We start from the raw sequence: 23,336 nt of genomic DNA, 5'->3' as shown, positions 1-23,336 counted from the left end.
CGTGCAGGGACGTCCCAGCCTCAACCTCCAGGTCCGCGGCCTCTCGCCGTCGGCCACGGTGTCGATCAACGAGCGCAGCAACGACCTGATGGCCGCCGGCCGCGAGGTGTTCAAGCTCGGCCTCGGCCAGTCGCCGTTCCCCGTGCCCGAGAGCGTGATCGAGGCGCTGCGGGCCCACGCCGCGCGCAAGGAGTACATGCCGGTGCGCGGGCTGCCGGCCCTGCGCGACGCGGTCGCGGCCTATCACCAGCGCGGCATCGGCGGCGAGCGCGAGTACAGCGGCGAGCACGTGCTGGTCGGCCCGGGCAGCAAGGAGCTGATGTTCATCACCCAGCTGGCGTTCTACGGCGACCTGGTGCTGCCGTCGCCGGCGTGGGTGTCGTACTCGCCGCAGGCGCGGATCATCGGCCGGCAGGTGGTGTGGCTGCCGACGCGCGCGGAGGACGGGTGGAAGCTGCGGCCCGCGGACATCGACGCGCTGTGCCGCCGCGACCCGGGGCGCCCGCGGGTGCTCATCCTCAACTACCCGGCCAACCCGACCGGCCAGACCTACGAGGCCGACGAGCTGGCGGCGCTGGCCGAGGCCCTGCGCGCCCACGAGGTCCTGGTGGTGTCCGACGAGATCTACGGCGAGCTCCACCACGACGGCGCGCACACGTCGATCGCCCGCTTCTACCCCGAGGGCACGATCATCAGCTCGGGCCTCAGCAAGTGGTGCGGGGCGGGCGGCTGGCGGCTCGGCACGTTCCTGTTCCCGCGCGAGCTCGAGTGGCTGCAGCGGGCGATGATCGCGGTCGCCAGCGAGACGTACACGTCGACCAGCGCGCCGATCCAGTGCGCCGCGGTGACTGCGTTCGCGTTCGGGCGCGACATCGCCGCCTACGTCGCCCACGAGCAGGCGATCTTGAAGGCGCTGGGCGCCTGGTGCCACCAGCATCTGAGCGCCGGCGGCATCGCCTGCGCGGCGCCCCGCGGCGGGTTCTACCTGTTCCCGGAGTTCCACGGCCGCGCGGAGGCGCTGCGGCGGCGCGGGATCACCAGCGGCGAGGCGCTGTGCGAGCGCCTGCTCGAAGAGACAGGTGTTGCCATTCTCCCGGGCAGCGACTTCGGCCGGCCCGCGGGGGACCTCACCGCGCGGCTCGCCTACGTCGACTTCGACGGCGCCGCGGCGCTCGCGGGCCACACGGGCCAGGCGATCGACGAGGCGTGGCTGCGGCGGTACATGCCGCGCGTGCTGACCGCGATCGAGCGCATCGTCGCGTTCGTCGCCTGAGTCGACGGTGCTCGCCCCGCGGCACCCCGCCGAGGACGGCGCGGGTGACCGCGACGACGAGGCTGCTCGTCGGTGAGCGCCGGCGGGACGGCGAGCACGAGCGTGGCGAAGCCGCCGGCGAGGTGCGAGCCGGACAGGTCCGTCACGAGCGAGCGCAGGTCCGCAGCGACGGCGGTACTCGAATCATCGCTCTTGCGAGCGGCCCCGTCGCTGCGCGCCGAGCCTGTCGCCGGACTCGCGAGCGAGCGACAACGCGGCCCCCCCGGCCGGAGCACCGCATTTGCAACGTCCGCGAGCTCGCGGCAGGCCCGCCAGCGGCGACGGGCTCGGCCGCGGCGGTGGCAGACTCGACCGGCCAAACGACGATCCTCGCCGGTCCAGGTGCGATGATTCGCGGGTCCGGTCGATTCGTTGCAGCGGCAACGGATCGCGCTACGCTCCGGTCGGTCTTGCGGAGGAGAAAACCATGGAGTTCATCTGGACATTGATCGTGGGCCTGATCGCGGGCGCGCTCGCCAAGCTGGTCATGCCGGGTAAGGATGCGGGCGGTATCATCGCCACCATGCTCCTCGGCATCGCCGGGTCGTTCGTCGCCGCCTTCCTCGGCCGCGCGCTCGGCTGGTACTCGCACGTCGACGGGGGCCCGGGCATCATCGCCTCGATCGTCGGCGCGCTGATCCTGCTCGGCATCTACCGCCTGGCAGTCGGCCGCAGCATGCGCAGTTGATTTCGGCCTGCGCCGTGCAGGCCGCTCTTGCTTCGCCGCCGGCGGGCGGACGCTCGGCTCTCACCGTGTGAGTAGTTCGTCGAGGGCCAGCATCCACTCGCCGGCGGGCGTCACCACCCACGCGCCCGCGGTCAGGCGGGCGCGCACGGCCGCCGCGGCTTCGACCGGCAGGGCGTCGACGATCGCCATCGGGGCGAGCTGAGCGAATGGGACATCGTCGGCCAACCGACGACAGCCCTCTGGCCACGCGGCCAGGGCGACCCGTCGACCCTGCCGGTCGAGGACCGGCTGCAAGCCCGGCACGTCGGCCGCGAGCAGCGCGTCGAGGGCGACGTCGTCCCAGGCGGGCGCCGCCTCGACGAGGACGCCGTGGCCGGGCAGGCCTGAATCATCGGACATGACCCCAGGTTCCTGTCCCATGGGCTCTGTGCTCATGGACAGGTCCCGAAGGTCAGCCACACGCCGGCGCATGCGCGCGAGCAGGGCGGTCGCGTCGGGGCGGCGCGCGGGGTCGGGGTCGAGGGCGTCTTCGACCACTGCGCGGGCCTCGGGCGCGCTGCCGCCGAGGTTGCCGGCGACGAGCGCGACCAGCAGGGCGGCGGCGCCGTAGATGTCGCTGGCGGCGGTGGGGGCCCCGCCGGCGCGGACCTCGGGGGCGGTGATGGTGAGCAGCTCCTCGAGCGCGCCGGTGCGGGTGGCGATGAGCCCGGCGATCGCGTCGGCGCCGAACGGGCCGAGCAGCGGGCGCCCGGCGGCGTCGCACACCAGCTGGGCCGGCAGCAGGGAGCCGTGGACCAGCCCGCGCGCGTGGGCGGCGGCCAGGCCCTCGAGCAAAAAGGCGATCAGGGCGCGGGCCCGCGGCAGCGGCATGCCCGGCGGACGGATCAGCGCCCGCAGGTTGTTGCCGGCCTCCCAGGGCAAGATCAGGATGCCGGCGCGGGCGTCGAACTGGACGATGCCGCGGATCGCCGGGTGCTCGAGCGCGGCGGCGGCGATGGCCCGGCGGTGGAACGCCTCGAGCGCGTCCTGGACCGCGGGGTCGCCGGCGCCGCCGTCTTGGAGCTCGGCGAGGAGGAGGTGGATCTCGACCTCGGCGAGGGTGACGCGGTCGATGCCCTCGTAGGCCGCGCCGGAGAAGCTGGCCGGCAGCGAGGCGCGGACGAGGAAGCGCGCCGGCACGGGGGCGCCCTCGGGGGCCTCGCCGCGGCCCTGCAGGACGATCTGGGCCGCGAGGTCGTGGCCCAGGGCCCCGAGCCCGCGGGCCAGGAGGCGGCTCAGGGCGGCGCGGTCGGCCCCGCCGGCGCGGATGGCCGCCTGGGCCCGCCGCACCGCGGCCTCGGCGTCGCCGAGCTCCCACGACAGCTCGGCGGCGAGCTGCAAGGTCGGGCCGTGGCGCTCGGGCAGCGGCTCGAGCAGCGCCAGGGCCTCGCGCACGCGGTCGGCCTCGGCCAGCACGCGCGCGGCCCCGAGGCGATCGCCGGCGCGCACGAGGGCGCGGGCGCGGGCCTCGGGGTCGTGATCGCCGAGGGCGAAGATCCGGGCCGCGTCGGCGTGCCGACCCTTGCGCTGCAGCAGCGCGGCGGCCTGCTGGCGGGTGTCGGCGTCGGCGGCGGTGAACACCGCGATGATGCGGTCGACGACGTCGGGCCGGCCGAGCTCGATGGCGGCGCGCAGGGCGTCCAGCGGGCGGCCGGCGCGGGCGTAGTGCTCGCAGGCGCCGGCGAACTCCCACACCTGCTCGAGCACCCAGCCGGCCACGGCGTGCCGGCCCGCGAGCGCGAGCGCGTGGGCGAGGGCCTCGTGCCGCCCCTGGGCGAGCAGGCGCTGCTCGTCGTCGGTCAGCGGCTCGGGCGGGGCCGGGATGGCCGCCAACTCAGTGCTCCTCCGCGAACAGGTCGCGCGCGAGCTCGCGGTAGAACTCGAGGTGGTCGAACTTGAGGTCGGTGACGCCGAGCAGCTGCCCGACCTCGTCGATGTGGTCGGCGATCATCTCGCCGCGGTAGTCGCCCCACTTGGCGCTCTCGACGGTGACGAGGCCGTCGTTGTCGCCGCGCGCGAGCTGCAGCACGGTGTAGCCGAGGCCGATCAGCGGGTCGACCAGGTCCTGGCAGTGGTTGCCGGGGATGAGGAAGCTGGCGGCGTCGCAGGTGCGACCGGTGTAGCTGATGTACTTCACCCGCGGGTCGTCGGGGTTCGAGGGGTTGAACTCGTCCTGCATGTAGTGCTCGCTGAGCGAGTAGAACGAGGCCTCGGCGTCGGACTTCTGCTGGGCCGAGATGGCGCCGACGAAGTTGAGGAGGAAGCCGAGCGCGGCCTCGACCCCGCCCGGCGCGAGGCCGAGGGCGAGGTCGGTGATGTACGTGCCGCGGTGCGGGCTGGCGATCGTCACGACCACGGAGACGCGGTCGCCGTAGCCGCGGCTGGCGACCACCGCCCGCGAGTCGATGCCGCCCTGGCTGTGGCCGAGGAGGTCGAGCTTGCGCGCGCGCTGGGCCACCAGGAACTCGTCGAGCTGCTCGGCGAGCTGGCCCGAGCGCACCGTGGTGCTGTTGTACGGGTCGAGGATGGCGACCTCGACCGGGAAGCCGAGCGACTCGAGCTCGGCGGTGACGCCGTAGAAGTAGGTGATGGGGCCTATCGCCTCGAAGCCGGTCCAGCCGTGGACGAGCACGATCGGGAAGCGGGTGGTCTCGCGCTCGCAGCCGATCGAGCACACGAACTCGAGGTTGTAGTCGCTCGGCGCGTCGGGGCTGTCCGATCGGACATGCACCGCGAACTCGCCCGAGCGCGGGACGGCGAAGATGGCCTCGGCCGGGGCCTCGCCGCTGACCAGCGGGGGCGCCAGCGCGGCCTGCCACACCAGCGCGCCCGGCTCGTCGGGGTAGGCGACGGTGGCCCGCAGCGGGCCGGCGCCGTCGGTGCGGGTGAGGCGGATCTGCCACGAGCTCTCGTCGGGGAAGGCGACGTACCAGCGGTGCTCGCTGCAGGCCGGCAAGGTCTCGCCCTTCACGTCCTCGCCGACGCCGAGGTAGTCGCGCTCGATCAGCGTCAATTGATTCGGGTCGCAGGCGGGCTCGCCGGTGGTCGTGGTCGCGCCGGTGGTCTGACCGTGGCCGTGGGTGCCGCTGCCGTCGTCGTCGCCCGTGCCGGTGGTGGTCGGCGGAGCCCCGGGCGGGCCGTCGCCGGCGTCGCTGCCGGGGGCGTCGGAGTCTGTCCCTTCGGTCATCCCGGCGCCGGCGCCGGGGCCCTGCGCGTCGCCGCAGGCGAGGGTCACGAGCGAGACCGCGAGCGCGGCGGTGAGCGCGGGCGAGCGTAGGGACGACACGCGTCGACTGTAGCAGCGAGGACGCGGGCTCCGGGAGTGCGCGCCGCCGCAATGTGCGCTGGCGCCGGTCCGGGCGCCCGCCCTTGCGGGGGTTGCTGCGGGGCTTTGCCCGGGGCGGCGCCTGGGCTATAGCCGGGCCCATGACCGCGACGAGCCGCTCCAAGCTGTTCTCCAGCGCCGCGGAGGCGCTGTTCGACGTGCGCGACGGGGCCCAGGTGGCCGTGGGTGGGTTCGGCCTGTGCGGCAACCCGGAGGCGTGCATCCAGGCGCTCGCGGCCTCGGGGGCGAAAGACCTCGTGATCGTGTCGAACAACTGCGGCAACCAGGGCCAGGGCCTGGCGGTGCTGCTGCAACGAAGGCTGGTGGCGCGGGTGATCTGCAGCTTCGTCGGCGGCAACCCGGATCTGGAGCAGCAGATGCTCTCGGGCCAGGTCCAGGTGGAGCTCAACCCGCAGGGCACCCTGGCCGAACGCCTGCGCGCCGGCGGGTCGGGCATCCCGGCGTTCTTCACGCCGACCGGGGCCGGCACCGTGGTGTCCGAGGGCAAGGAGGTCCGTGAGTTCGCGGGTCGCCCCTGCGTGCTCGAGACGGCGCTCCAGCCCGACTTCGCCATCGTCCGCGCCGAGGTCGGCGACCCGCTCGGCAACCTCCGCTTCTATCGCACGGCCCGCAACTTCAACCCACTGGCGGCGATGGCGGCGCGGGTCACGATCGCCGAGGTCGACCGCCTCGTCGACGTCGGCGAGCTCGACCCGGACGATGTCCACCTGCCCGGAATCTTCGTTCAGCGGGTGATCCACGTGCCCGAGCACAAGAACGTGATCGAGTACCGCACGACCCGCCCCCGCGCCGGTTGAGCCGGCGGCCGCGGCGCTGGCCCGAGGCCCGCAGCAGGCCCCGCAGGCCCAGCCGGCGGGGCGTCCGCGCGCCTTCGCCGGTTTTTGTCAATTTTGCGAGATCGCGGCTAGCCTCACCGGGCCGGAAGGATAGGCGAGGGTCACATGACGGAGGACATGATCGAAGACATCGAGGTCGAGTCGACCATCCCGCGCGCCCTGGTGATCCTGGCCGAAGGGGCAGAGGAGGCCGAGGCCGTGATCGTGGTCGATATCCTCCGCCGCGGCGGGATCGACGTGGTGTTCGCGGGGCTCAACGGCGACGGCCCGGTCCTGTGCAGCCGCAAGATGAAGCTGAACACCGACATCGCGCTGTCGGCGGTGACCGGCCACTTCCAGGCGATCGTGCTGCCGGGCGGAGCCGAAGGGGCCCGCCGCCTCGGCAGCTCCGAGGCGGTCGGCGAGCGCCTCCGCCACGCGGTCACCGACGGCCTGGTCGTCGGGGCCATCTGCGCCGCCCCCCTGGCCCTGCTGGCCCACCAGGTGTTCGCCGGCAAGGCGATGACCTGTCACCCCAGCGTGGCCTCGCGGATCGCCGCGTACGGCAAGCTGGTCCAAAAGCCAGTCGTCGAGGACGGTCAGCTCGTCACGAGCCAGGGCCTCGGCACCGCGATCATGTTCGGGCTCACTCTGGTCCGCAGGATCATGGGCGACGTCCGCGCGGCCGACGTCGAGCGGGGCCTCACGCTGCCCCGCTGAGGTCATCGAACGGACCGCCGAGGTCGAGCGCGAGGCTGCGTCGCGTCGACGCGAGCGGTCGAGCCCGACGCGCGCGGAGGGCCGTCGACGAACCCCGAGCTCACGCGGTCGCGCCGATCGTGCGGGCGAGCGCGGGCGAGAGCGGGTAGGGCTTCTCGGGCGGCAGGAGGGCCTTGGCCCGCCCTTCGTGGCCGCTCTTGAGGTGGCCGTGGATCTTGCGCACCAGCGGGGTGAGGTCGGTGATGTCGACGGTCCACGCGTCGGCGAAGCGATCGATGACGTGGCGCGAGAGGCCGACCTGGATGCTGCCCTGCTGCAGGTCGGCGCCGCGGAGCGAGCGCTCGGGGTCCCACTGGATGTGGACGGCGGCGGCGGCGAAGCGCTCGCGCCACTCGTCGGGGTCGCGATGAAGCCGCGGATCGTGGCTGGTGAGCACGCCGGCGGCGAGCGCCTCCTCCCAGCCGGCGCGGGAGATCCGTACGGCCAGGATGTGCTCCTGGCCGGACTTCTGCGCCCAGTTGCTGCGCTCCATCAGCCACAGGAACGAGGGCTTGATCCACGTCATGCGCGTCCGCGAAAACGGCGGCACGAAGCGCTTGGCGGCCAGCGCCGGCCTGGCGATCGCGGGCCCGTACGCCTGATAGACGACGATCGTGCGGGCGTCGAAGTCGGCGCGGATCTGGTTCATGGCGGCCGACGAGAGTCGCACGCCAGGCCGGCCGCTGCCACCGGGGCGGGCGCGGCTCAGGAGGCCGGCGGGCCCTGGACGTCGGGGGCGAAGTGCGCGAGCGAGGCCTGCAGCAGGCCGGCGATCTCGTCGGCGGTGGCGGTGCCCGAGGCGGCCGCTGCGGCGGCCCAGGCGTGCGCCGACTGGCGCGAGAACTCCTGGATCTCGCGCGAGTTGGCGGCGGCGGCCGGATCTTCGACGACGTGGCCGCGGAGGTACTGATCGAGGCCGAGCAGGCCGGCGTCCCAGCCGGGGCCGACGAACAGCGAGCCGGCGCCGCTGCCCGCCAGCTCGATCGGGACGTTGTGCTCGACCTCGAGGTTCGTGGTGTCGTTCTCGCCCGCGGCCAGCCGCACCTCGACGAGGCTGGTCTCGCCGCCCCAGGTCAGCTTCAAGAGGCGCGGAGGATCGCAGCGGAGGATGTCGCCGCCGGCGTTGCCCTTGAGCTGGAACTTGCCGCCCTCACGCAGGTCGCCGCTGAGCTGCGAAAACCACCGCTTGACCCGCTCGGGGTCGGTGATGGCTTCCCACACGTCGGCCGGGGTGCTGTCGTAGGTGCGGCGCACGAGCACCGAGATGCCCTGGCCGCCGGCGGCGGTGGGGCGGCGGGCGACGTCGCGGTGGATGGCGTCGATCTGGTGGACGATGTCGATCATTTGTCTTCCCTCTCCGTGGCTTCGGCCTTGAGTCGTCGTTCACGTTTGCCGCGCGCGATCTCGGTGGCCAGCGCGTCCAGGCGCTGCTCCCAATACCGACGGAATGGCGCGAGCCAATCGTCGACCTCCTGCAGCCGCTCGGGAGTGACTGCATAGAGGCGACGGGTGCCCTCGGGCCGCACCGTGGCGAATCCGTGGTCCCGCAGGACCCGCAGGTGCTGTGATACCGCCGGCTGGGAGATCCCGAATTGGTCCTGGACCACCTTGGTGATGGCGCCCGAAGATTGCTCGCCGTCGGCCAGCAACTCGAGGATCCGTCGCCGCACCGGGTCGCCCAGGATGTCGAACGCGTGCACTGACTCGGTGAGTATCAATGTTGGCTTATATAAGTCAACGGTGAAATTCTGTTCGGGCTCCTGGGCGGGATTTGGTGGCCGAAACGGCGATGAGTGAAACTGAGCGGAGCGAAAACGCGCATGGCGCGGGCGTGCGTCTTGCCGGTGAGCCGCGGACGAATCGGTGGCGCGACCGATTCCATCGCGCCGCGACCGAGGTCTCGTCAGAGACGCCGGGCGAGAGCGACGAATGTCGATAGGCCGAGTGAGTGCGATGATTCGCACGGCAGATCGAACAATGGCGGCAGTTCGACGCCACGGCCGGCAGCGCGTGCGGCCGGCAAATCGAGGGACGTCAATTCGCGGGCGCGGAGCGGCGGGCGAACTCGAGGTCGAGCCGGACGCGGCCGCCGACGACGTCGCCGGCGAGGCGGAAGCCGCGGTCGGTGAGCCACGACTGCAAGAAGCCGGCGTCGCGCGGGCCGTCGTCGAAGCTGCCGATCAGGCGCCACAGGTCGGGCAGCTCGCCGTAGAACGCGGGGTTCGTCTCCTTGTCGCGCTCGACGTCGGCGAGCAGCCACTTGAGGCGGTCCTGGCCGTCGGCGGCGGCGATCCAGCCGAACTCGACGTCCTTGTCGCCGAGGCGCACGGTGCCAGGGTCGGTGACGAGGTAGACCTGCACCGGGGCCTCGGCCTCGGAGAGCCCGGCCGCCTCGACCTTGGCGTCGACGCCGGCGACGGTCACCGGCGAGAAGCGCATCGACGACAGGCCGACGAGCGAGCGGAACAGGGCGAGGTCCTGGCCCTGCACCCGCGAGTAGGCGACGTAGTCGGTCTGCACGCCGCGGTCGCCGATCTGCAGGCTGCGCAGGCTGCCGCCGAAGCCCTCGACGCGGCCGAGGATGTCGAGCACGGTGCGGATGATGCCGGCCTCCATGCCCTTCTGCTCGCGGCCCCAGCGCTCGAGCATGCCGAGCGCGCTCGGCCAGGTCTCGAGCGCGAGGACGACCGGACCGAAGTCGCCGGCGTTCTCGATCGCTTCGCTGAAGGCCCGCTCGTCGCGGCCGTAGAGGCCGATCGCCAGCTCGCCGAGCGCGGCCAGCGGGGGCAGGCCGGAGCTGCGCCAGCACGCCAGGGCGCCGTCGCACAGGCCGGCGAGGCTGGGCACGCCGACGCCGGCGGACGGGCGCGAGAATGTCTTTTCGGCCAGGTCGGCGGCGGCGGGGTCGACTGGCTCCCAGGACATGGTCATCTGGACAGTCTCGGGATCGACCGCGGCCTCGAGGCGCATGCCGGAGAACAGGCGCCGGGTCTCGCGCAGCTGCTCGAGCGCGGCCCGCTGCCCGAGCGCGCGCGAGACTTTCTCCGCCCGCTGCCCGGGCTCGTACCAGCGCAGGTCACGGACGGTGTCGGCGATCTCGTAGACCTCGGACAGCGCGGGCAGGGCGGCGGCGTCGGCGTAGGCCGCGAAGTCGCCGCGCAGGGTCGCTAGCACAGGCAGCTCGGCCGGGGCGGCCGCGAGGCCGCTGGTGACGGTGGTGACGCGATCGGGATCCCACGCCGCGCCGGTCCCGGCGGGGAAGAAGAACAGGTCGAGGACGACTGCGGCGGCCTCCTTGCGCGCGACCAGCAGGGCGCCGGCGTCGCCGAAGCAGAACTCGCTCGGGCCGATCTGGCCGCACAGGGTCGCGATCTCCGGCGGCCGCTCCTTGTGGACCATCCGCGTCAGCAGGGCCGGCAGCGCGGCGGGATCTTTGGCCGGCAGGTGGACGCGGTTATGGAACGCGAGGCTACCTGCCCCTCGGGCCATGGCCTCCTGGTCAGGTGAGGGAGCGTCGGGCGGCGGCGGCTTCCACGGCTCGGAGATCGGCGTGACCGGCTGGATCGGCGCCGAGTCGAGGTATGGCTGCGGCGGGCTCGGCGGGGGCGGCTGGGGCGGGGGGGGCACCGGGCGCGGAGACGGCCACGGGGCGACGTCTGCCGGCGTTGTCGCGGCCGCGGGGAACGGGTTCGGCAGCGCCGGCGCGCTGCCGATCCGCTGCAGGGCCTCGCGCACGCCAGGCATGGTGGCGGCGATCGGCCGCGCGATCGTGACTGTGACGTAGGCGTCGGGGTCGAGGCCGAGGCGGGCGCTGACGTCGTCGACGCGTGGGTCGAAGCCGAGGTCGACGCCGGCGCGGGAGACCTCGCGGGCGGTGTCCGGATCGAGCGGCAGCGACTGCAAGTACTTTTGGATCGCACCTGGCTTCAAGGCCATGTAGACGAAACCACCGGCGACGTACCCCGGGCCCTGGCCGACTGTCGCGCGCTCGAGCGGCGGCATGCGGGCGTGAATCGCCCGCAGCGCGGGATCGGTGGGATCGTCGGGGGCTCCGGCGCCGCCGCGGCCGCAGGCGAGGGCGAGGACGACGGCGAGACCGAGGCCGAGGCGAGGACGCGCGAAGGCGTGAGGCATCGGCCGAGGATACGCCGACCGCTCGGCGGCAAACAGCCCTCGCCGTGGGACCGTCGATTCGTCGCACCCGCGGCTGCGAGCGAGCGAGCCGCAGGCGCTCGAAAACGGTCGCGGCCGCGCCGTCCAGGCGACTATGCGGACGGTGCGGCCGGGTCACGCGAGCGCGCGAGCTATTTGGCGCACCAGATCTCGTACTCGACGAGCATGCCCGGGATCGCCAGGGCGTCGACGATTCGCAGGGTGCCGGCCGCCGGCTTGATGTTCACCGGGGCGAAGTAGTCGGCGAACAGGCCGAGGATCGCGTTGAACTCGCCGTCGGTGACGTCGGTCGTCAGCGTGAACTCGATGCGGATGATGTCCTTGCGGTCGTAGCCGGCGTCGTCGAGGTATTCGTCGAAGTGGTCGAGGATGTACTGCGTCTGCCCGACGGCGTCGCCGGGGTGCATGATCTGCCCGTTCGAATCGTGCGCGCCGTGGCCGGCGATGAGGAACAGCTCGTCGATGTTCCGCAGCTTGAGGCCCCAATTGAAGATAGCCCCGAAGTCGGGCGCCTCCGGGTTCGGCACCGCGATCTTCTTGAAGTTACCGTTATTGTTATTGTTATTACCGTTGCCGTTGCCGTTGCCGTGACCCCAGCCGTTGCCGTTGCCGTTACCGTGGCCCCAGCCGTTACCCGATACTACTTGAGGCGCCGCGATCGACATCGAGAGCGCGAGGAGAATCGTCGAAATGAATACTGGCCGCTGCATCCCACACCTCCAACGAGAACACGTTACTGGGCCGGTGATACTCGTGTCAATCGCCGTCGATGCGCATGCATCAACTTTGGGGCAGCGCCGCGTACCTTGCTTCACTTCACCCACGGCCGCTGACAGGTGGTTGCGGGCGCAAGCCGGGATTCATGGCGCAATTCGTCGGCGAGCCGAGGATTCACCTATGATCATTGTTTCGCGGGGCGGCAGATGCCGGCCCGCGCGGGTCACTCTCGGGCCGCGCCTGTCCGCAGCCGCGTGCGACGAATCGCGCGGGCGAGGGCGCGCCTCACAATGTATATAGTGCGAGTGCTCGTCGGCGGATCCGGGAGCGCGCAAATGTCAATTGGGGACGTCGCACCGCGTGGGTCGTGACGCCCCTCGTCGGTGGCAGTCGACCCCGCGCACGGTCACCTGTCCGGCGGCCTCGGCCGCGGCCCGATAAAGACATGTTTTCCAGCGCTTTCGCGCGGCCCGCACGACCCCGGACGCGGCCGTCCGGATATGCTCGCCGGCGATGTACTTCGTGCTCCGCTACGAACTCGTCGACGATTACCTCGAACGCCGTACGCCGCTGCGGCCCGAACACCTGGCGCTGGCCCGCGCGGCCGTCGAGCGCGGCGAGCTGCGGCTCGGCGGCGCGCTGGCCGAGCCGGCCGACGAGGCCCTGCTGGTGTTCCGCGGCCCCGACCCGTCCGCGGCCGAGGCGTTCGCCCACGCCGATCCTTACGTCCGTGAAGGGCTGGTCCGCCGCTGGACCGTGAGGCCCTGGACGGTCGTGATCGGGGCCGACTTCGCGGGCTGAAGGCCCGGCGAGAGCGACAGGGGCGCTCGTCGAGCGGGCGGCCTGGGCTGCTCTGCTCGGTTGCCCGGGTCGATGTGACGCCTGGGACGACGCGGCGGCCCTGCAGACGCCGTCGTCGCCGGCGTGGTGCGTGAGGAGTCGGCTCGCTTCCGGCCCGAAGGTGCGTCCGGGGCCGTGACGCCCGTGGCGGGAGATGCCTGTCTCATCGGACAGGTCGATTGAACGAGGCGACAGCCGACGTACTCGGGGTGTGCGCCGTCTCGGCCCGCGAGGCTGCGGCTTGGCGTTCGTGAATGGATGTCCTTTCGGCCATGTAGCGAGCGATCGCGGCGGGCGGGGCTGCACGTTTTTGCAGTGCGCGAGCGGCGGATGCCTCCTGGGCAGGTGGATCGACGCTTGACAAGCATGCTTTCCATCATGGAAAGAGTACGCGTCATGTCCGAAAGCGAGCCGAACCGGGTGCGGGCGGTGCGAGAGGCCCGCGGGCTGTCGCAGAGCGAGCTGGCGGCGGCGGCGAGCCTGTCGCGGCAGAGCGTGGGGGCGATCGAGGCCGGGCGGGCGACCCCCGCGGTCGACGTGGCGCTGCGGCTGGCGCGGGCGCTGGATTGCCGGGTCGAGGAGCTGTTCGCGCTCGCGGACGCGGAGCTGCGCGTCGAGGCCGAGCCGGCCGGGCCCGCGCAGGCGGGGCGGGTCGCGCTGGCCCACCTCGGCGGGCGCTGGGTGACGTATCCGCTGGTGGGCGAGGCGATGCGGCTGGCGGCCGACGCGATCGTGGCGGAGGCGCCGAAGCGACGCGGGCGGGTCCAGGTCGAGCTGGTGCGACCGCGGGCCGAGGCGCAGGACAACCTGATCGTCATGGGCTGCGCGGCGGCGCTGGGGGTGCTGGCCGATCGCCTGAGCGGGCGCGCGGGGGCGGGGCGGGTGATGTGGCTGCCGCGCTCGAGCACGCAGGCGCTGGCGGCGTTGGCGGCCGAGCACACGCACGTGGCCGGGGTGCATCTGATCGACGGGCGCACCGGCGAGGCCAACGTGCCCGACGTCCGCAAGCATGCCGCGGGGGCGATCGTGCTGATCACCCTCGCGCGGTGGGAGGCGGGGCTGCTGCTGGCGCCCGGCAACCCGCGGAAGATCCGCGGCGCGGCCGACCTCGGGCGCCGCGGCCTGCGGCTGGTCGCGCGCGAGACCGGCTCGGGCTCGCGGCGGCTGCTCGAGCGCGAGCTGGTGCGCGCGGGCCTGTCGGCGGCGCTGGCCGGGGCGGCGCCGGTGCGGGCGAGCGGTCACCTCGAGGTGGCGCAGGCGATCGCCAGCGGGGCGGGCGAGGTCGGCGTGGCCACGCGAGACGCCGCGATCGCGTTCGGCCTCGAGTTCGTGCCGCTGGCCGAGGAGCGCTACGACCTGGCGATCCCGCGGGCCCTGCTGGCCGATCCGCGGCTGGAACGATTCCTCGACGCGATGACCTCGGCGGGGTTCCGCCGCGAGCTGTCGTCGCTCGGCTACGACGTGCGCGGCTGCGGCGACCGCGTGGCGGAGCTCGACGCCGCCTGACCTTTGGAGCAGCTCATGAAGACACGCGTGTGGACGATGACTGCGGCGCTGGCGGCCTGTGTGCCGCAGGCCGCGACGACTGCGACCGACAGCGAGACGGGCACGGACGCGACCGGGACCGCGAGCGAGGCGACCGCCGACGCGCCGACGACAGACGGGACGACTGATGCGCCGGCGCAGTGCGAAACGTTCCCGACGTACCGCATCGACGTGCAGGCCGAGCCCAACGGGCTCTACTACCGCGCCGACGAGCAGCGGCTGTACATCGCCGACGACGACGACAACCGCGTGCTGGTGCGCGACGAGGACGGAGCGATCGAGGTGTTCGCGGAGATCCCGAACCCCTCCGGCGATCCCGGCTCCGACGGCCTCGGCGACCTCGACTTCGCCGCCGACGGCACGCTCTACCTGCCGCGCTTCGGCTTCGGGATGCCCGGACTGGGGGCGATCTTCCGTGTCGGGCCAGGCGGCACGGCGGAGGCGCTCGCGGGCGTCAACGACGAGTGGCGGCGCGTCGGCCTCGACTACGACGACGCGCGCGGGCTGCTCTACGTGGCCACCTACTCGCGCGACGCCGACGACGTGTACACCGGCTGGATCGCCAGCGTCGACCCGGTCGCCGGCGTCGAGACGATGATCGTCGGCGGTCTCAGCAAGCCGGTCGGGATCGCGGTGCTCGGCGACACTCTGTTCGTCGGCGACCAGTCCCAGCGGCAATTGTTCAAACTCGATCTGAAGGCCGCGGCGCCGGCGTTGACTCTGGTGTCGGACGAGTTCGAGTCGCTCGACCTGATGGAGACGACGCCCGACGGGGCCCTGCTGGTGCTGTCGTACGACACCGCCAACAGCACTGGCCGCGTCTACCGCGTGACCGGGGACGGGGCGATCTCGACGGTCGCGGAGGGCGACTGGGAGCCGCGCGGGATCGCCTTTGACGGCGTCAGCCGGATCTTCGTGTCCGCCCGCGATTCCCAGCAGATCGTGGTCATGCCGGCCTGTTGACCGCCCGTGGACCCGACGACCTTCATCCTCGGCGCGGCGCTGTGGGCCGCGCCGGCCGACGAGATCACCAGCGTCCCGGTGCCCGAGAGCCGCGAGGGCGCCGATCGTGGTCGAGAGGACATGCCCGAAGCGACAGGTCCTTTGGAGCCTGTCGTCAAGACCACGTCAGACGCGGGTCAGGGGACGGGCGGCGCCGGCGCAGGTCCGGTGGCGCCGGCGGGCGCCCCAGCTCGGGATGTCTCGAAGGACATGCCCGCGGGGACATCCAGGCCGCCGCTGCGCGAGCGGTTCCAGTTCTTCCCGTACGGGTGGATCCGCACCGACGCGACCTGGTACTCGGCGCTGCGCGAGGGCTACAGCAACATCAGCCTGGCGGGGGCGCGGATCGGCGGCGGGGTCCAGATCGGGCCGGTCACTGCGTTCGTGACGATCGAGGCGGCGCAGGCCAAGGGGCCGCAGCTGTTCGACGCGTTCATCTCCTGGGCCGCGGCGCCGCGGCTGCGGCTGCGCGCCGGCCAGTTCAAGGCGCCGTTCGGCCTGCGCTTCAACGCGCCCGATTTGGTCGACGAGCTGCCGCGCGCGCCGCTGTCGATGCTGGCGGCCACGCCCGGGCGACAGGTCGGGCTCGAGGTGGCCTACGACTTCTGGCGCTGGGCCGAGGTCACCGCCGCGGTGTTCTCCGGCATCGGCCAGAACCGCGAGGCCAACAACACCAAGATCGCGTTCGCCGGCAAGGTGCAGCTGAGCCCGCTGGCGTTCCTGCAGCGCGGCCCGCAGCTCCTGCTGGTGGCGTCGGTGTTCGCCTACCACAAGACCCATGGCTTCACGCCGACGGTGACCACCGCGTTCGCCTTCGACTTCTTCCACGGCCTGCCGAGCACGGGCGCCTCGCGCCGCTTCACCGCCGGCGGCGGGCTGTTCTGGCGCTTCCTCTCGGCCCGCGGCGAGTTCTTCTACACCTACGACTCGCGCGAGCGCGACACCGACGGCGACCCGTTCACGCCCGGCGACCCGCTGCCCCAGCTGATCGGCGCCGGCGGCTACGCCCAGGTCGGCGCGGTGGTGACGGGCCAGGACAAGGACCCGGCGACGCTGCTGCCGCGGCTGGCGAGCCGCCGCGTGCGCGACAGCGCGGTCGAGCTGTCGGCCCGCTTCGAGCGCTTCCGCGTCGGCGCCCGCGACGTGGTCGGCAACGGCATCACTGCGACGTCGGCCGGCGTGAACTGGGTCCTGCTGCAGCACCTGCGCGTGTTCGCGGCGGTGAACTGGCAGCGGCTGGAGACCGCGATCCCCGAGATCCCGCGTGCGACCTCGTGGGGCGTGACGGGAGGCATCGCCGGCTTCTTCCTCGGCCGCGCCGGGCGCGGCGATTGACGTGTCCGAAGGGACATGTCCCGAGCTCGGGCGCAGGATGTCCGAAGAGACATGTCTGCACGGGGCCGCCTCTCGGCGACATGGCCTTCAAAGCATGTCTGAAAGTGCATGGGTGAGGCAATTGTCGCGCCACGGACCCTGAGATGAGCCGCGCTCGGCGGGACTCCGCCTGCAAGCGCGGCGTCCGTGCGGCCCTGATGCGGGGATGTCCGGGAGGACAGGTTGTGCCGCGGTTGCGAAGACGCGCGGGGACGCCCGAGCGGGCGCTCCGGGGCGCCTCCCGGCGGCCCACGGACGCGCGCACCTGCGTTCGCCGAACAGGCCGCGGGACTCGCCCAGGCGCGCTCCCGGGCCTTTCGGGGCGGCGCGGCGCGGCGCGTTACGCGGCCGACATGGTGTACCCTGCCGGGCCATGACGCGATGGATTATCGGACCGGTCGCCGCGCTGGCGGTCGGGTGCGCACAGGGAGCGCCGCTCGACGGCGACACCAGCGGGACCCTCGGCACGACCGCGGCCACGGCGATGCCGACGTCGACCGAGCCGACCACCACCTCGGGGACGACGACCGAGACGGGCGGGACGACGACCACCACCACGAGCGACAGCGAGACCCTGAGCTCGGAGACCGACGACACCGCGACCACCACCACCGGCGAGCCCACCGTGCTCGGCGAGTACTACCCGTTCGACGAGGTCCACTCGCCGCTCACCGCCGATGTCGCCGCGTCGCTGGCCGCGATCAAGGCCAAGGGGACCAAGACCGACGGCGTGTTCGCCAAGGTCGGCGGCTCGAGCACCGCCAGCACCAACTTCATGCACTGCCTCGCCGACGCCATGCAGGTCATGGAGCTGCCGGCGGAGCTGCAGCCGACCGTCGACTTCTTCAACGCGACCGCGGCGGGCATGGGCGCGACGTCGTTCAGCCGCGTCAGCCTGGCGGCGATGGCCGGGTGGGGCGGGGCCGACGTGCTGGCCGGGATGCCGTCGCCGCTCGCCAACGAGGTGACCGAGATCAGCCCTCGCTTCGCGCTGGTGCTGCTCGGCACCGCCGAGCTCGAGGTGCCGCCGCCCGACGGCGTGTTCACGTTCGCCGACAACCTCACTGCAGTGGTCGACGCGCTGATCGCCGGCGGCACCATCCCGATCCTGTCGACCATGCCGACGCGGGCGATGCCGGCCGGCATCGAGGTCTACGTGCCGCGCTACAACGCCTTCGTCCGCGCGCTCGCGCAGGGCCGCAAGATCCCGCTGATCGACCTCAACCTCGTCCTCGCCGGCCTGCCGGGCTTCGGGCTCGCGGCCGACGGCATCGACCTCAGCGTCGCGCTCGGCGGCGACATGGTCACGCCGGCCCCGTGCGCGTTCGGCTTCGCCGGCACCACCAGCGGCTACAACCGCCGCAACCTCGCGACCCTCGAGGCGCTCGCGCGCGTCAAGCCGGTGGTGGTCGACGGCGCCGCGCCGCCCGACGCGTCGGCGCCGACGCTGCTGGGCGCCGGCACGCTCGCCGAGCCGATCGTGATCCCGGGCCTGCCGTTCGCCGACATGCGCAGCACCGCGGACAGCCTCAGCGACGAAATCGACGCCTACGCCGGCGCCTGCATGTCGATGGGCGAGGACGGGCCCGAGTTCGTCTACGAGCTGACCATCGCCGAGCCGACCAAGATCCGCGCGCTGGTGTTCGACCAGGGCACGGTCGACGTCGACCTCCACTTGCTGACGCTGACCGACGCGGGCACGTGCGTGAAGCGAGCCGACCGCGAGCTCGAGGGGCCGCTGCAGCCGGGCACGTACTACATCGTGGTCGACACGCTCGGGACCGCGACGCCCGGCGAGTTCGGGCTCGTGGTGCTGCCCGAGGTCTGAGCGCGATCCCGCTCCGGGGCGCCTGCGTGGCCGCCCGAGGGCGCTAGTGCAGGACTGGGGTCGGCTGACCCAAAGAGCAGGCGCCAAAGTTCATGCGCAGCGGCACGGCCCGCGCGCTCGGGCGAGCCCGCCCGGGCCGGGGGCCGCGTGCGCCAGGGTGAGAACGGGACGGACAGGTGTTACAGTGCGGCCCCGAACCCCATGAAGCACGCGCAGGACGAGCTGGTCTGGATCGACGGGACGGGGGCGGCGCATCCGCTGGGCGAGGTCGCCACGCAGCGGATGCGCACCCGCGAAGGCGCGTTCCGGATCATGCCGTCCCCGCGGCACCTGGTGTTCATGCGCTACGTCGGCGCCGACGGCCGGCGCGACCGGGAGGACGGCGCGGTGGTCCGGATCGCCGGCGAGATCACGGGGCCGGGCGCGATGGCCGACGTGATCGCCCTGCTGGCGCAGGTCGGCTGGCGCGGCGAGCTGGTGGTGCAGGACTCGGAGCACTCGCGCAGCCTGTTCTTCGAACACGGCTCGATCGTCGGCGTGCAGTCGGACGCGGGCGACGAGCTGCTCGGCAACATCGCCTACCGCTTCGGAGTGGTCCACGAGGAGGTCCTCGGCGACGTGCTGATCCGGGCCCGCAAGACCGGCGAGCGGTTCGGCGTGGCCGCGGTGGCGATGGGCGCCCTCACCGAGGAGCAGGTGCTGAGCCTGCTCGGCCGCCAGGTCGAGGAGGTCGTGTTCTCGGTGCTGATGGCGGACGACGGCCTGTACGCGTTCCTCGACGGCTACGAGGACTCGCGCCTGCCGTTCCGCCAGGTCCACAGCGCGACGTCGTTGCTGATGCACCTGATCGTGCGCCTCGACGGCATCCGCTACTTCCGCCCGTGGATCCCGTCGTCGCAGTACATCCCGAAGAAGCGGCCGGGCGCGCTGGCCCCGGGCAACGAGGTGATGCCGCTGTGGAACGCGATCGACGGGACCCAGAGCGTCGAGGCGCTCGGCCGCTCGACCGGGCTCGGCGAGTTCCAGGTCACGGAGATGCTGTTCCAGCTGACGCAGTCGCAGCACGTGATCATCCTGCCGCCGCGGCTGCGCGGCGGGGCGGCCGAGGCGGTCGAGCTGGCCAACACCGCGCTGCGGGCGATCCACCAGCGCGCCGACATGGCCGGCCGCGGCACCGTGTTCCGCAACGCGATGGCCGGGTTCGCCCGCGGGTCCTACGACGACCTGTTCCGCGGGGCAGGTCCGTTCGAGCACGGCGGCTTCAACGGGCAGATGATCGACGGCAACGCGAACCAGACCTGCCGCACCCTCGGCGGCGAGCCCGAGGTGCTGGTCCGCGAGATGATGTACGACTACGTGGCGTTCGCCCTGCTGTCGTGCGGCGCGTCGATCGGCAAGGCCGACGAGCAGGCCCTGAGCCGCGAGGTCGAGCCCCTGCTGGCCAAGCTGCGCCCCGCGAGCCAGTCGGGGATGTTCCGCCTCAACAAGTGAGCCCGCGTCAGGCCTGGGCGTGGGACGCTCGCAGGCCGAGATAGACGGCGGCGGCGAGGCCGACGAGCACCGTGTTGACGAGGAACCTGGCGATCGCGCGCCGACGATGGCGACGCGCGTCGTACGTGCGCGTGAGGACCATCCCCTGCGGCATGACGAACAGCGCGAGGAACCATGGGGAGGGGAACACCCAAAAGGCGATCGGGACGAGCATGAAGAGGACGAACAGGACGTGGTAGTCGAGCCCGTTGATCCAGCGGTCGCAGCCTGCCGTCATGCTTCTTCGTCTCGCGGATGAAAGAGTACGAGAAATAGACTGCGGCTGGGACGTCGACACCCGCTGACCCGCGAGGTCGAGCCGCTGCTGGCCAAGCTGCGCCCCGCGAGCCAGTCGGGGGTGCTCCGCCTCAACAAGTGAGCCGCGCGTCAGGCCTGGGCGTAGGACGCTCGCAGGCCGAGATAGACGGCCGCGGCGAGGCCGACCAGCACCGTGTTGACGACGACCGTGGCAACCGCGCGCCGACGATGGCGACGCTCGTCGTACGTGCGTGAGAGGACCAGCACCTGCGGTATGACGAACAGCGCGAGGAACCACGGGGAGGGGAACACCCAAAAGGCGATCGGGACGAGCGCGAAGAGGACGAACAGGACGTGGTAGTCGAGTCCGTTGATCCAGCGGTCGCTGCCTGCCGTCATGCTTCGTTCGCCTCGCGGTTGAGGATGTTCCGCCTCGACAAGTGAGCCGCGCGTCAGGCCTGGGCGTAGGACGCTCGCAGGCCCAGATAGGCGGCCGCGGCGAGGCCGACGAGCATGGTGTTGACGACGAACGTGGCCAGCGCCGGCCAGCGATGGCGACGCGCGTCGTACGTGCGCGAAAGGACCATCCCCTGCGGCAGGACGAACAGCGCGAGGAACCACGGGGAGGGGAACACCCAAAAGGCGATCGGGACGAGTATGAAGAAGAGGAACAGGACGTGGTAGTCGAGCGCGTCGATCCAGCGGTCGTTATCTGCCGTCATTCTTCGTTCGCCTCGCGGAGGAAAGAGTACAAGAAATAGACGGCGACGGAGGCGCCGCCGACACCGGCCGCGGCGAACAGGGGGTCGAGGACCAAGCGGCGGCCCCACAGCTTCGTCGCCGCCCACGAGGTGGTCTGGCCCGCGTGCAGCTTCTCGGCGGCCGTGGCCAGGTGTGCGCGGGTGACGATGAGAGTGTTGCCCTCCTTGACGACGTCGTCGAGGATGAGGTCGCCGAAGCCCGCCTTGTGCTGGCCGAGGAGGCGCTTCATGGCGCTGTAGCCGCCCTCGACCTCGTGGGCGTGGAACAGCTTGGCGGCGTCGCCCTGAAACACCAGCATGCCCTGCTTCTCGTCGATCATCGCCTTGAAGCGCTCGAGCGCGGTCGTCACCGGGATGCGCGCGCCGTAGGCCGAGCCCTCCGTCTTGCCCCAATACCGTCGGGACTGCCAGATGAGCTCGATGTCGTTCGCCGCGCTGAAGATGAGGTCGGTCTTTGCGCCCATCTGATTCATGAGTCGCGCGAGCTGGGACGCCTCGGCGGCCGTGAGCGCCTGACCGCCCCGGATCCGGGCCTCGGCCTCGCGGATGAAGGCCCTCTGCTCCTCGGATAGCGCCCGCATCCCGCGGAGCAGCCGCAGCGCCTCGCGTTCGGAGATCCCACGGGCAGCCGCCTCCTGCCGTGCCAGCTGCAGCTCGGCCTCGGGCGTCGCCTTGGCCAGCCGCAACGCCGGACCCAGGAGAGCGAACAGGCCGAGCACGACGCGTCCCGCGGGGGACAGGCGCTCGCCCCAGAGCGTCCGGCCCGCCGCGGCCTGGCCCACGAGCAGCAACGGGCCGACGTAGGGGATGGCCCCGAGCGCCAGCTCGGCGGAGAATTTGGCGGCCGACTCTGCGCCGCCCGCGAAGCTTTTTGCCGCGCTGCGATCCGATTCATCGACCTCGACGACGCGGCCTGCGTAGGGGCCGGAGGCGGCGCGATAGGCGATCTTCCCCTGGCGGATGAAGGGCTGCCAGGTGGGCTTGGCGATCGCCTCGGCCGGCAGGCTCGTGTCCTCGAAGAAATAATTCTCCGTCCCGCCGGGATGCGTGATCTTCGCTCCGAGGTACGGTCGGGAGAATTCACGGCCCATTTGCACCGCTCCGAACGGCCGCTCGGGGTCGATCGCGTCGGTGCTGACGATCGTGGACCCTGCTGCGTATTGCACCTGGACCTCGGCGCCGGCCGGGTTCAAGCGAATGACGAGGAGCCCGTCGTCGCGGCGGACGACGGCCGGCTGAAAGTCCGGTACCAGCGGGATCGGCGTCTCGAGCGGCGGCGCCGGATCTCGCGTCGACTTGAAGCGCAGGAGGGTGCCCTTCTCGGCGAACTGGAGCGCGATCTTCTGATTCCCCGCGACCGGCACGGCGAAGCTGACGAAGTCACCGGCGACGATCGGCGGGGTGAGGTTGCTGGCGCGCTTGAGCTCGTCGGAGAGGCTGCCCGAAAGCGCGAGTGGGTCGCGCTGAATGAAAGGCCGCACGGGAGCGGGGGGCCCGAATCGTGGGAGCGGCGCGTCGGGGCGGGGGGCGATCGCGGCCGGCGAGCGGCCTTGCTGAATGGTGTGCGTCAGTTCGTGCGCGATCAATCGCGTGCCTGACGGATCGGCGGGCCGAAACTGACCGCGGTTGAAAAAGATGTCCGCGCCGCGCGTGAACGCCCGTGCGCCGAGCTGGTCGGCCAGATGGTGAGCGCGTGATCCGTCGTGGATTCGAACGCCCGAGAAATCGGCGGAGAACTGCGCCTCCATCCGGCGGAGGAGCGCCGGCTCCAGCGGGCGCCCCGGGACCTGACGGAGCTGAGCGGTGAACCCGGACGGCGGATCGGGCAGCGCCGTCGGCCGGTGCGCGGCGCGTGCCGGCGACGCGGCCAGGGGGGACAGTCGCGGCGCGAGGTCGGCGGCGGGCGCAGCGGCCGCGACCGACGCTCTCGCGGGTGCCGCGAAAGATGCATCGGTGTTCGCTCGCGCGAGCGGTGCGGGCTCCGCGGCGACGCGAGCGGCGATTCGATCCGCTTCGGCTTCGAGGGGCGAACGTACGCCGGGGGCGAACAGCGGGGCGGGCGAGCCTCGCTGCGGCCGCGGTCGTTCGCCGCCGCGGTCACGATTCGCAGCACGGGCCGGAGCAGGACGGGGACGCATCAACGGAAGAAATGTCGCCATGATCGACGCTCTCAGCGATATTACCGCTACCTCTGCCAGGGTAGAGGCGGCGCAAGGCTGGCGCAAGGCGCATTCCGGCGGGCGGCCGGGCGGCCGGGCGGCCGGGGGCCTGAGCCGCGAGGCCGGCCACGTCGTCCGTGCTCGCCGGGTATGTTCCATCGAATGTTCACAGTCGGCGGCAGACATGCTG

Annotated in this window: 21 protein-coding genes; 10 read left to right on the top strand and 11 right to left on the bottom strand. The window is 72.2% G+C overall.

Translation table 11 applies throughout. The features are described 5' to 3' along the window. Position 1 precedes the first annotated feature (1 nt). Together OV090_RS03210 and OV090_RS03205 are read left to right on the top strand one after the other, a co-directional pair. The gene (locus OV090_RS03210) at positions 2-1,273 is read left to right on the top strand and encodes an aminotransferase class I/II-fold pyridoxal phosphate-dependent enzyme (protein ID WP_267701976.1); all 1,272 of its coding nucleotides are present in this window, start codon (positions 2-4) and stop codon (positions 1,271-1,273) included. A gap of 466 nt (positions 1,274-1,739) precedes the next feature. Continuing rightward, positions 1,740-2,000, top strand: a complete 261-nt coding sequence (locus OV090_RS03205) for a GlsB/YeaQ/YmgE family stress response membrane protein (protein WP_267701975.1) — start codon at positions 1,740-1,742, stop codon at positions 1,998-2,000. Positions 2,001-2,060: 60 nt separating this feature from the next. Here OV090_RS03205 and OV090_RS03200 read toward each other — a convergent pair whose 3' ends face one another. Together OV090_RS03200 and OV090_RS03195 are read right to left on the bottom strand one after the other, a co-directional pair. Then, positions 2,061-3,872, bottom strand: a complete 1,812-nt coding sequence (locus OV090_RS03200) for a hypothetical protein (RefSeq protein WP_267701974.1) — start codon at positions 3,870-3,872, stop codon at positions 2,061-2,063. A 1-nt stretch (position 3,873) separates the two neighbouring features. Further along, positions 3,874-5,325 (bottom strand): triacylglycerol lipase, encoded by a 1,452-nt coding sequence (locus OV090_RS03195; RefSeq protein ID WP_267701973.1) that lies wholly within the window; start codon positions 5,323-5,325, stop codon positions 3,874-3,876. 140 nt (positions 5,326-5,465) lie between these two features. Here OV090_RS03195 and OV090_RS03190 point away from each other — a divergent pair, with 140 nt between their 5' ends. Beyond that, positions 5,466-6,182: a CoA transferase subunit A gene (locus OV090_RS03190; RefSeq protein WP_267701972.1), complete on the top strand. Its 717-nt coding sequence runs from the start codon at positions 5,466-5,468 to the stop codon at positions 6,180-6,182. A 156-nt stretch (positions 6,183-6,338) separates the two neighbouring features. Beyond that, entirely contained in the window at positions 6,339-6,920 is a 582-nt protein-coding gene (locus OV090_RS03185) for a DJ-1 family glyoxalase III (RefSeq protein WP_267701971.1), read from the top strand. Positions 6,921-7,020: 100 nt separating this feature from the next. On the opposite strand, the gene OV090_RS03180 is transcribed toward OV090_RS03185, so the two are convergent. The 5 genes from OV090_RS03180 to OV090_RS03160 all read right to left on the bottom strand — a co-directional run bounded on the left by OV090_RS03180 (position 7,021) and on the right by OV090_RS03160 (position 11,797). Then, positions 7,021-7,608 carry a DUF4291 domain-containing protein gene (locus OV090_RS03180; RefSeq protein WP_267701970.1) on the bottom strand — a complete coding sequence of 196 codons (588 nt, stop codon included), beginning with the start codon at positions 7,606-7,608 and terminating at the stop codon, positions 7,021-7,023. Between the two features lie 56 nt (positions 7,609-7,664). Next, complete coding sequence (locus OV090_RS03175; protein ID WP_267701969.1) at positions 7,665-8,303, bottom strand: SRPBCC family protein; 639 nt, start codon at positions 8,301-8,303, stop codon at positions 7,665-7,667. Beyond that, positions 8,300-8,659 (bottom strand): metalloregulator ArsR/SmtB family transcription factor, encoded by a 360-nt coding sequence (locus OV090_RS03170; RefSeq protein ID WP_267707060.1) that lies wholly within the window; start codon positions 8,657-8,659, stop codon positions 8,300-8,302. The genes OV090_RS03175 and OV090_RS03170 overlap by 4 nt, the downstream gene beginning before the upstream one ends. Positions 8,660-8,993: 334 nt before the next feature. Then, entirely contained in the window at positions 8,994-11,093 is a 2,100-nt protein-coding gene (locus tag OV090_RS03165; RefSeq protein ID WP_267701968.1) for a hypothetical protein, read from the bottom strand. A gap of 170 nt (positions 11,094-11,263) precedes the next feature. Continuing rightward, entirely contained in the window at positions 11,264-11,797 is a 534-nt protein-coding gene (locus OV090_RS03160; protein ID WP_267701967.1) for a Rid family hydrolase, read from the bottom strand. 565 nt (positions 11,798-12,362) lie between these two features. Here OV090_RS03160 and OV090_RS03155 point away from each other — a divergent pair. The 6 genes from OV090_RS03155 (at position 12,363) to OV090_RS03130 (ending at position 19,929) form a co-directional block, all read left to right on the top strand. Next, a complete protein-coding gene (locus OV090_RS03155; RefSeq protein ID WP_267701966.1) occupies positions 12,363-12,650 on the top strand; it encodes a YciI-like protein in 288 nt (95 codons plus the stop codon). Positions 12,651-13,085: 435 nt separating this feature from the next. Then, positions 13,086-14,195 carry a substrate-binding domain-containing protein gene (locus OV090_RS03150; RefSeq protein WP_267701965.1) on the top strand — a complete coding sequence of 370 codons (1,110 nt, stop codon included), beginning with the start codon at positions 13,086-13,088 and terminating at the stop codon, positions 14,193-14,195. A 15-nt stretch (positions 14,196-14,210) separates the two neighbouring features. Further along, entirely contained in the window at positions 14,211-15,197 is a 987-nt protein-coding gene (locus tag OV090_RS03145; RefSeq protein ID WP_267701964.1) for a hypothetical protein, read from the top strand. Positions 15,198-15,203: 6 nt separating this feature from the next. Beyond that, complete coding sequence (locus OV090_RS03140; RefSeq protein WP_267701963.1) at positions 15,204-16,571, top strand: hypothetical protein; 1,368 nt, start codon at positions 15,204-15,206, stop codon at positions 16,569-16,571. A 412-nt stretch (positions 16,572-16,983) separates the two neighbouring features. Further along, the gene (locus tag OV090_RS03135; protein WP_267701962.1) at positions 16,984-18,438 is read left to right on the top strand and encodes an SGNH/GDSL hydrolase family protein; all 1,455 of its coding nucleotides are present in this window, start codon (positions 16,984-16,986) and stop codon (positions 18,436-18,438) included. A 201-nt stretch (positions 18,439-18,639) separates the two neighbouring features. Further along, complete coding sequence (locus OV090_RS03130) at positions 18,640-19,929, top strand: DUF4388 domain-containing protein (RefSeq protein WP_267701961.1); 1,290 nt, start codon at positions 18,640-18,642, stop codon at positions 19,927-19,929. A gap of 7 nt (positions 19,930-19,936) precedes the next feature. Here OV090_RS03130 and OV090_RS03125 read toward each other — a convergent pair whose 3' ends face one another. The 4 genes from OV090_RS03125 to OV090_RS03110 form a co-directional block, all read right to left on the bottom strand. After that, positions 19,937-20,206 carry a hypothetical protein gene (locus OV090_RS03125; RefSeq protein WP_267701960.1) on the bottom strand — a complete coding sequence of 90 codons (270 nt, stop codon included), beginning with the start codon at positions 20,204-20,206 and terminating at the stop codon, positions 19,937-19,939. Positions 20,207-20,355: 149 nt separating this feature from the next. Then, entirely contained in the window at positions 20,356-20,625 is a 270-nt protein-coding gene (locus OV090_RS03120; RefSeq protein ID WP_267701959.1) for a hypothetical protein, read from the bottom strand. Between the two features lie 53 nt (positions 20,626-20,678). Beyond that, complete coding sequence (locus tag OV090_RS03115; protein WP_267701958.1) at positions 20,679-20,948, bottom strand: hypothetical protein; 270 nt, start codon at positions 20,946-20,948, stop codon at positions 20,679-20,681. Then, on the bottom strand, positions 20,945-23,332 hold the full coding sequence (locus OV090_RS03110; protein ID WP_267701957.1) for a DUF4157 domain-containing protein: 2,388 nt from the start codon (positions 23,330-23,332) through the stop codon (positions 20,945-20,947). The genes OV090_RS03115 and OV090_RS03110 overlap by 4 nt, the downstream gene beginning before the upstream one ends. Between the last annotated feature and the right edge of the window lie 4 nt (positions 23,333-23,336).

This window comes from Nannocystis sp. RBIL2 (assembly GCF_026626745.1).
In the GTDB taxonomy this organism is placed as follows: Bacteria; Myxococcota_A; Polyangia; order Nannocystales; family Nannocystaceae; genus Nannocystis.
The sequence above is the reverse complement of the archived record's forward strand: the minus strand, read 5'-3'. Positions and strand labels throughout refer to the sequence as shown.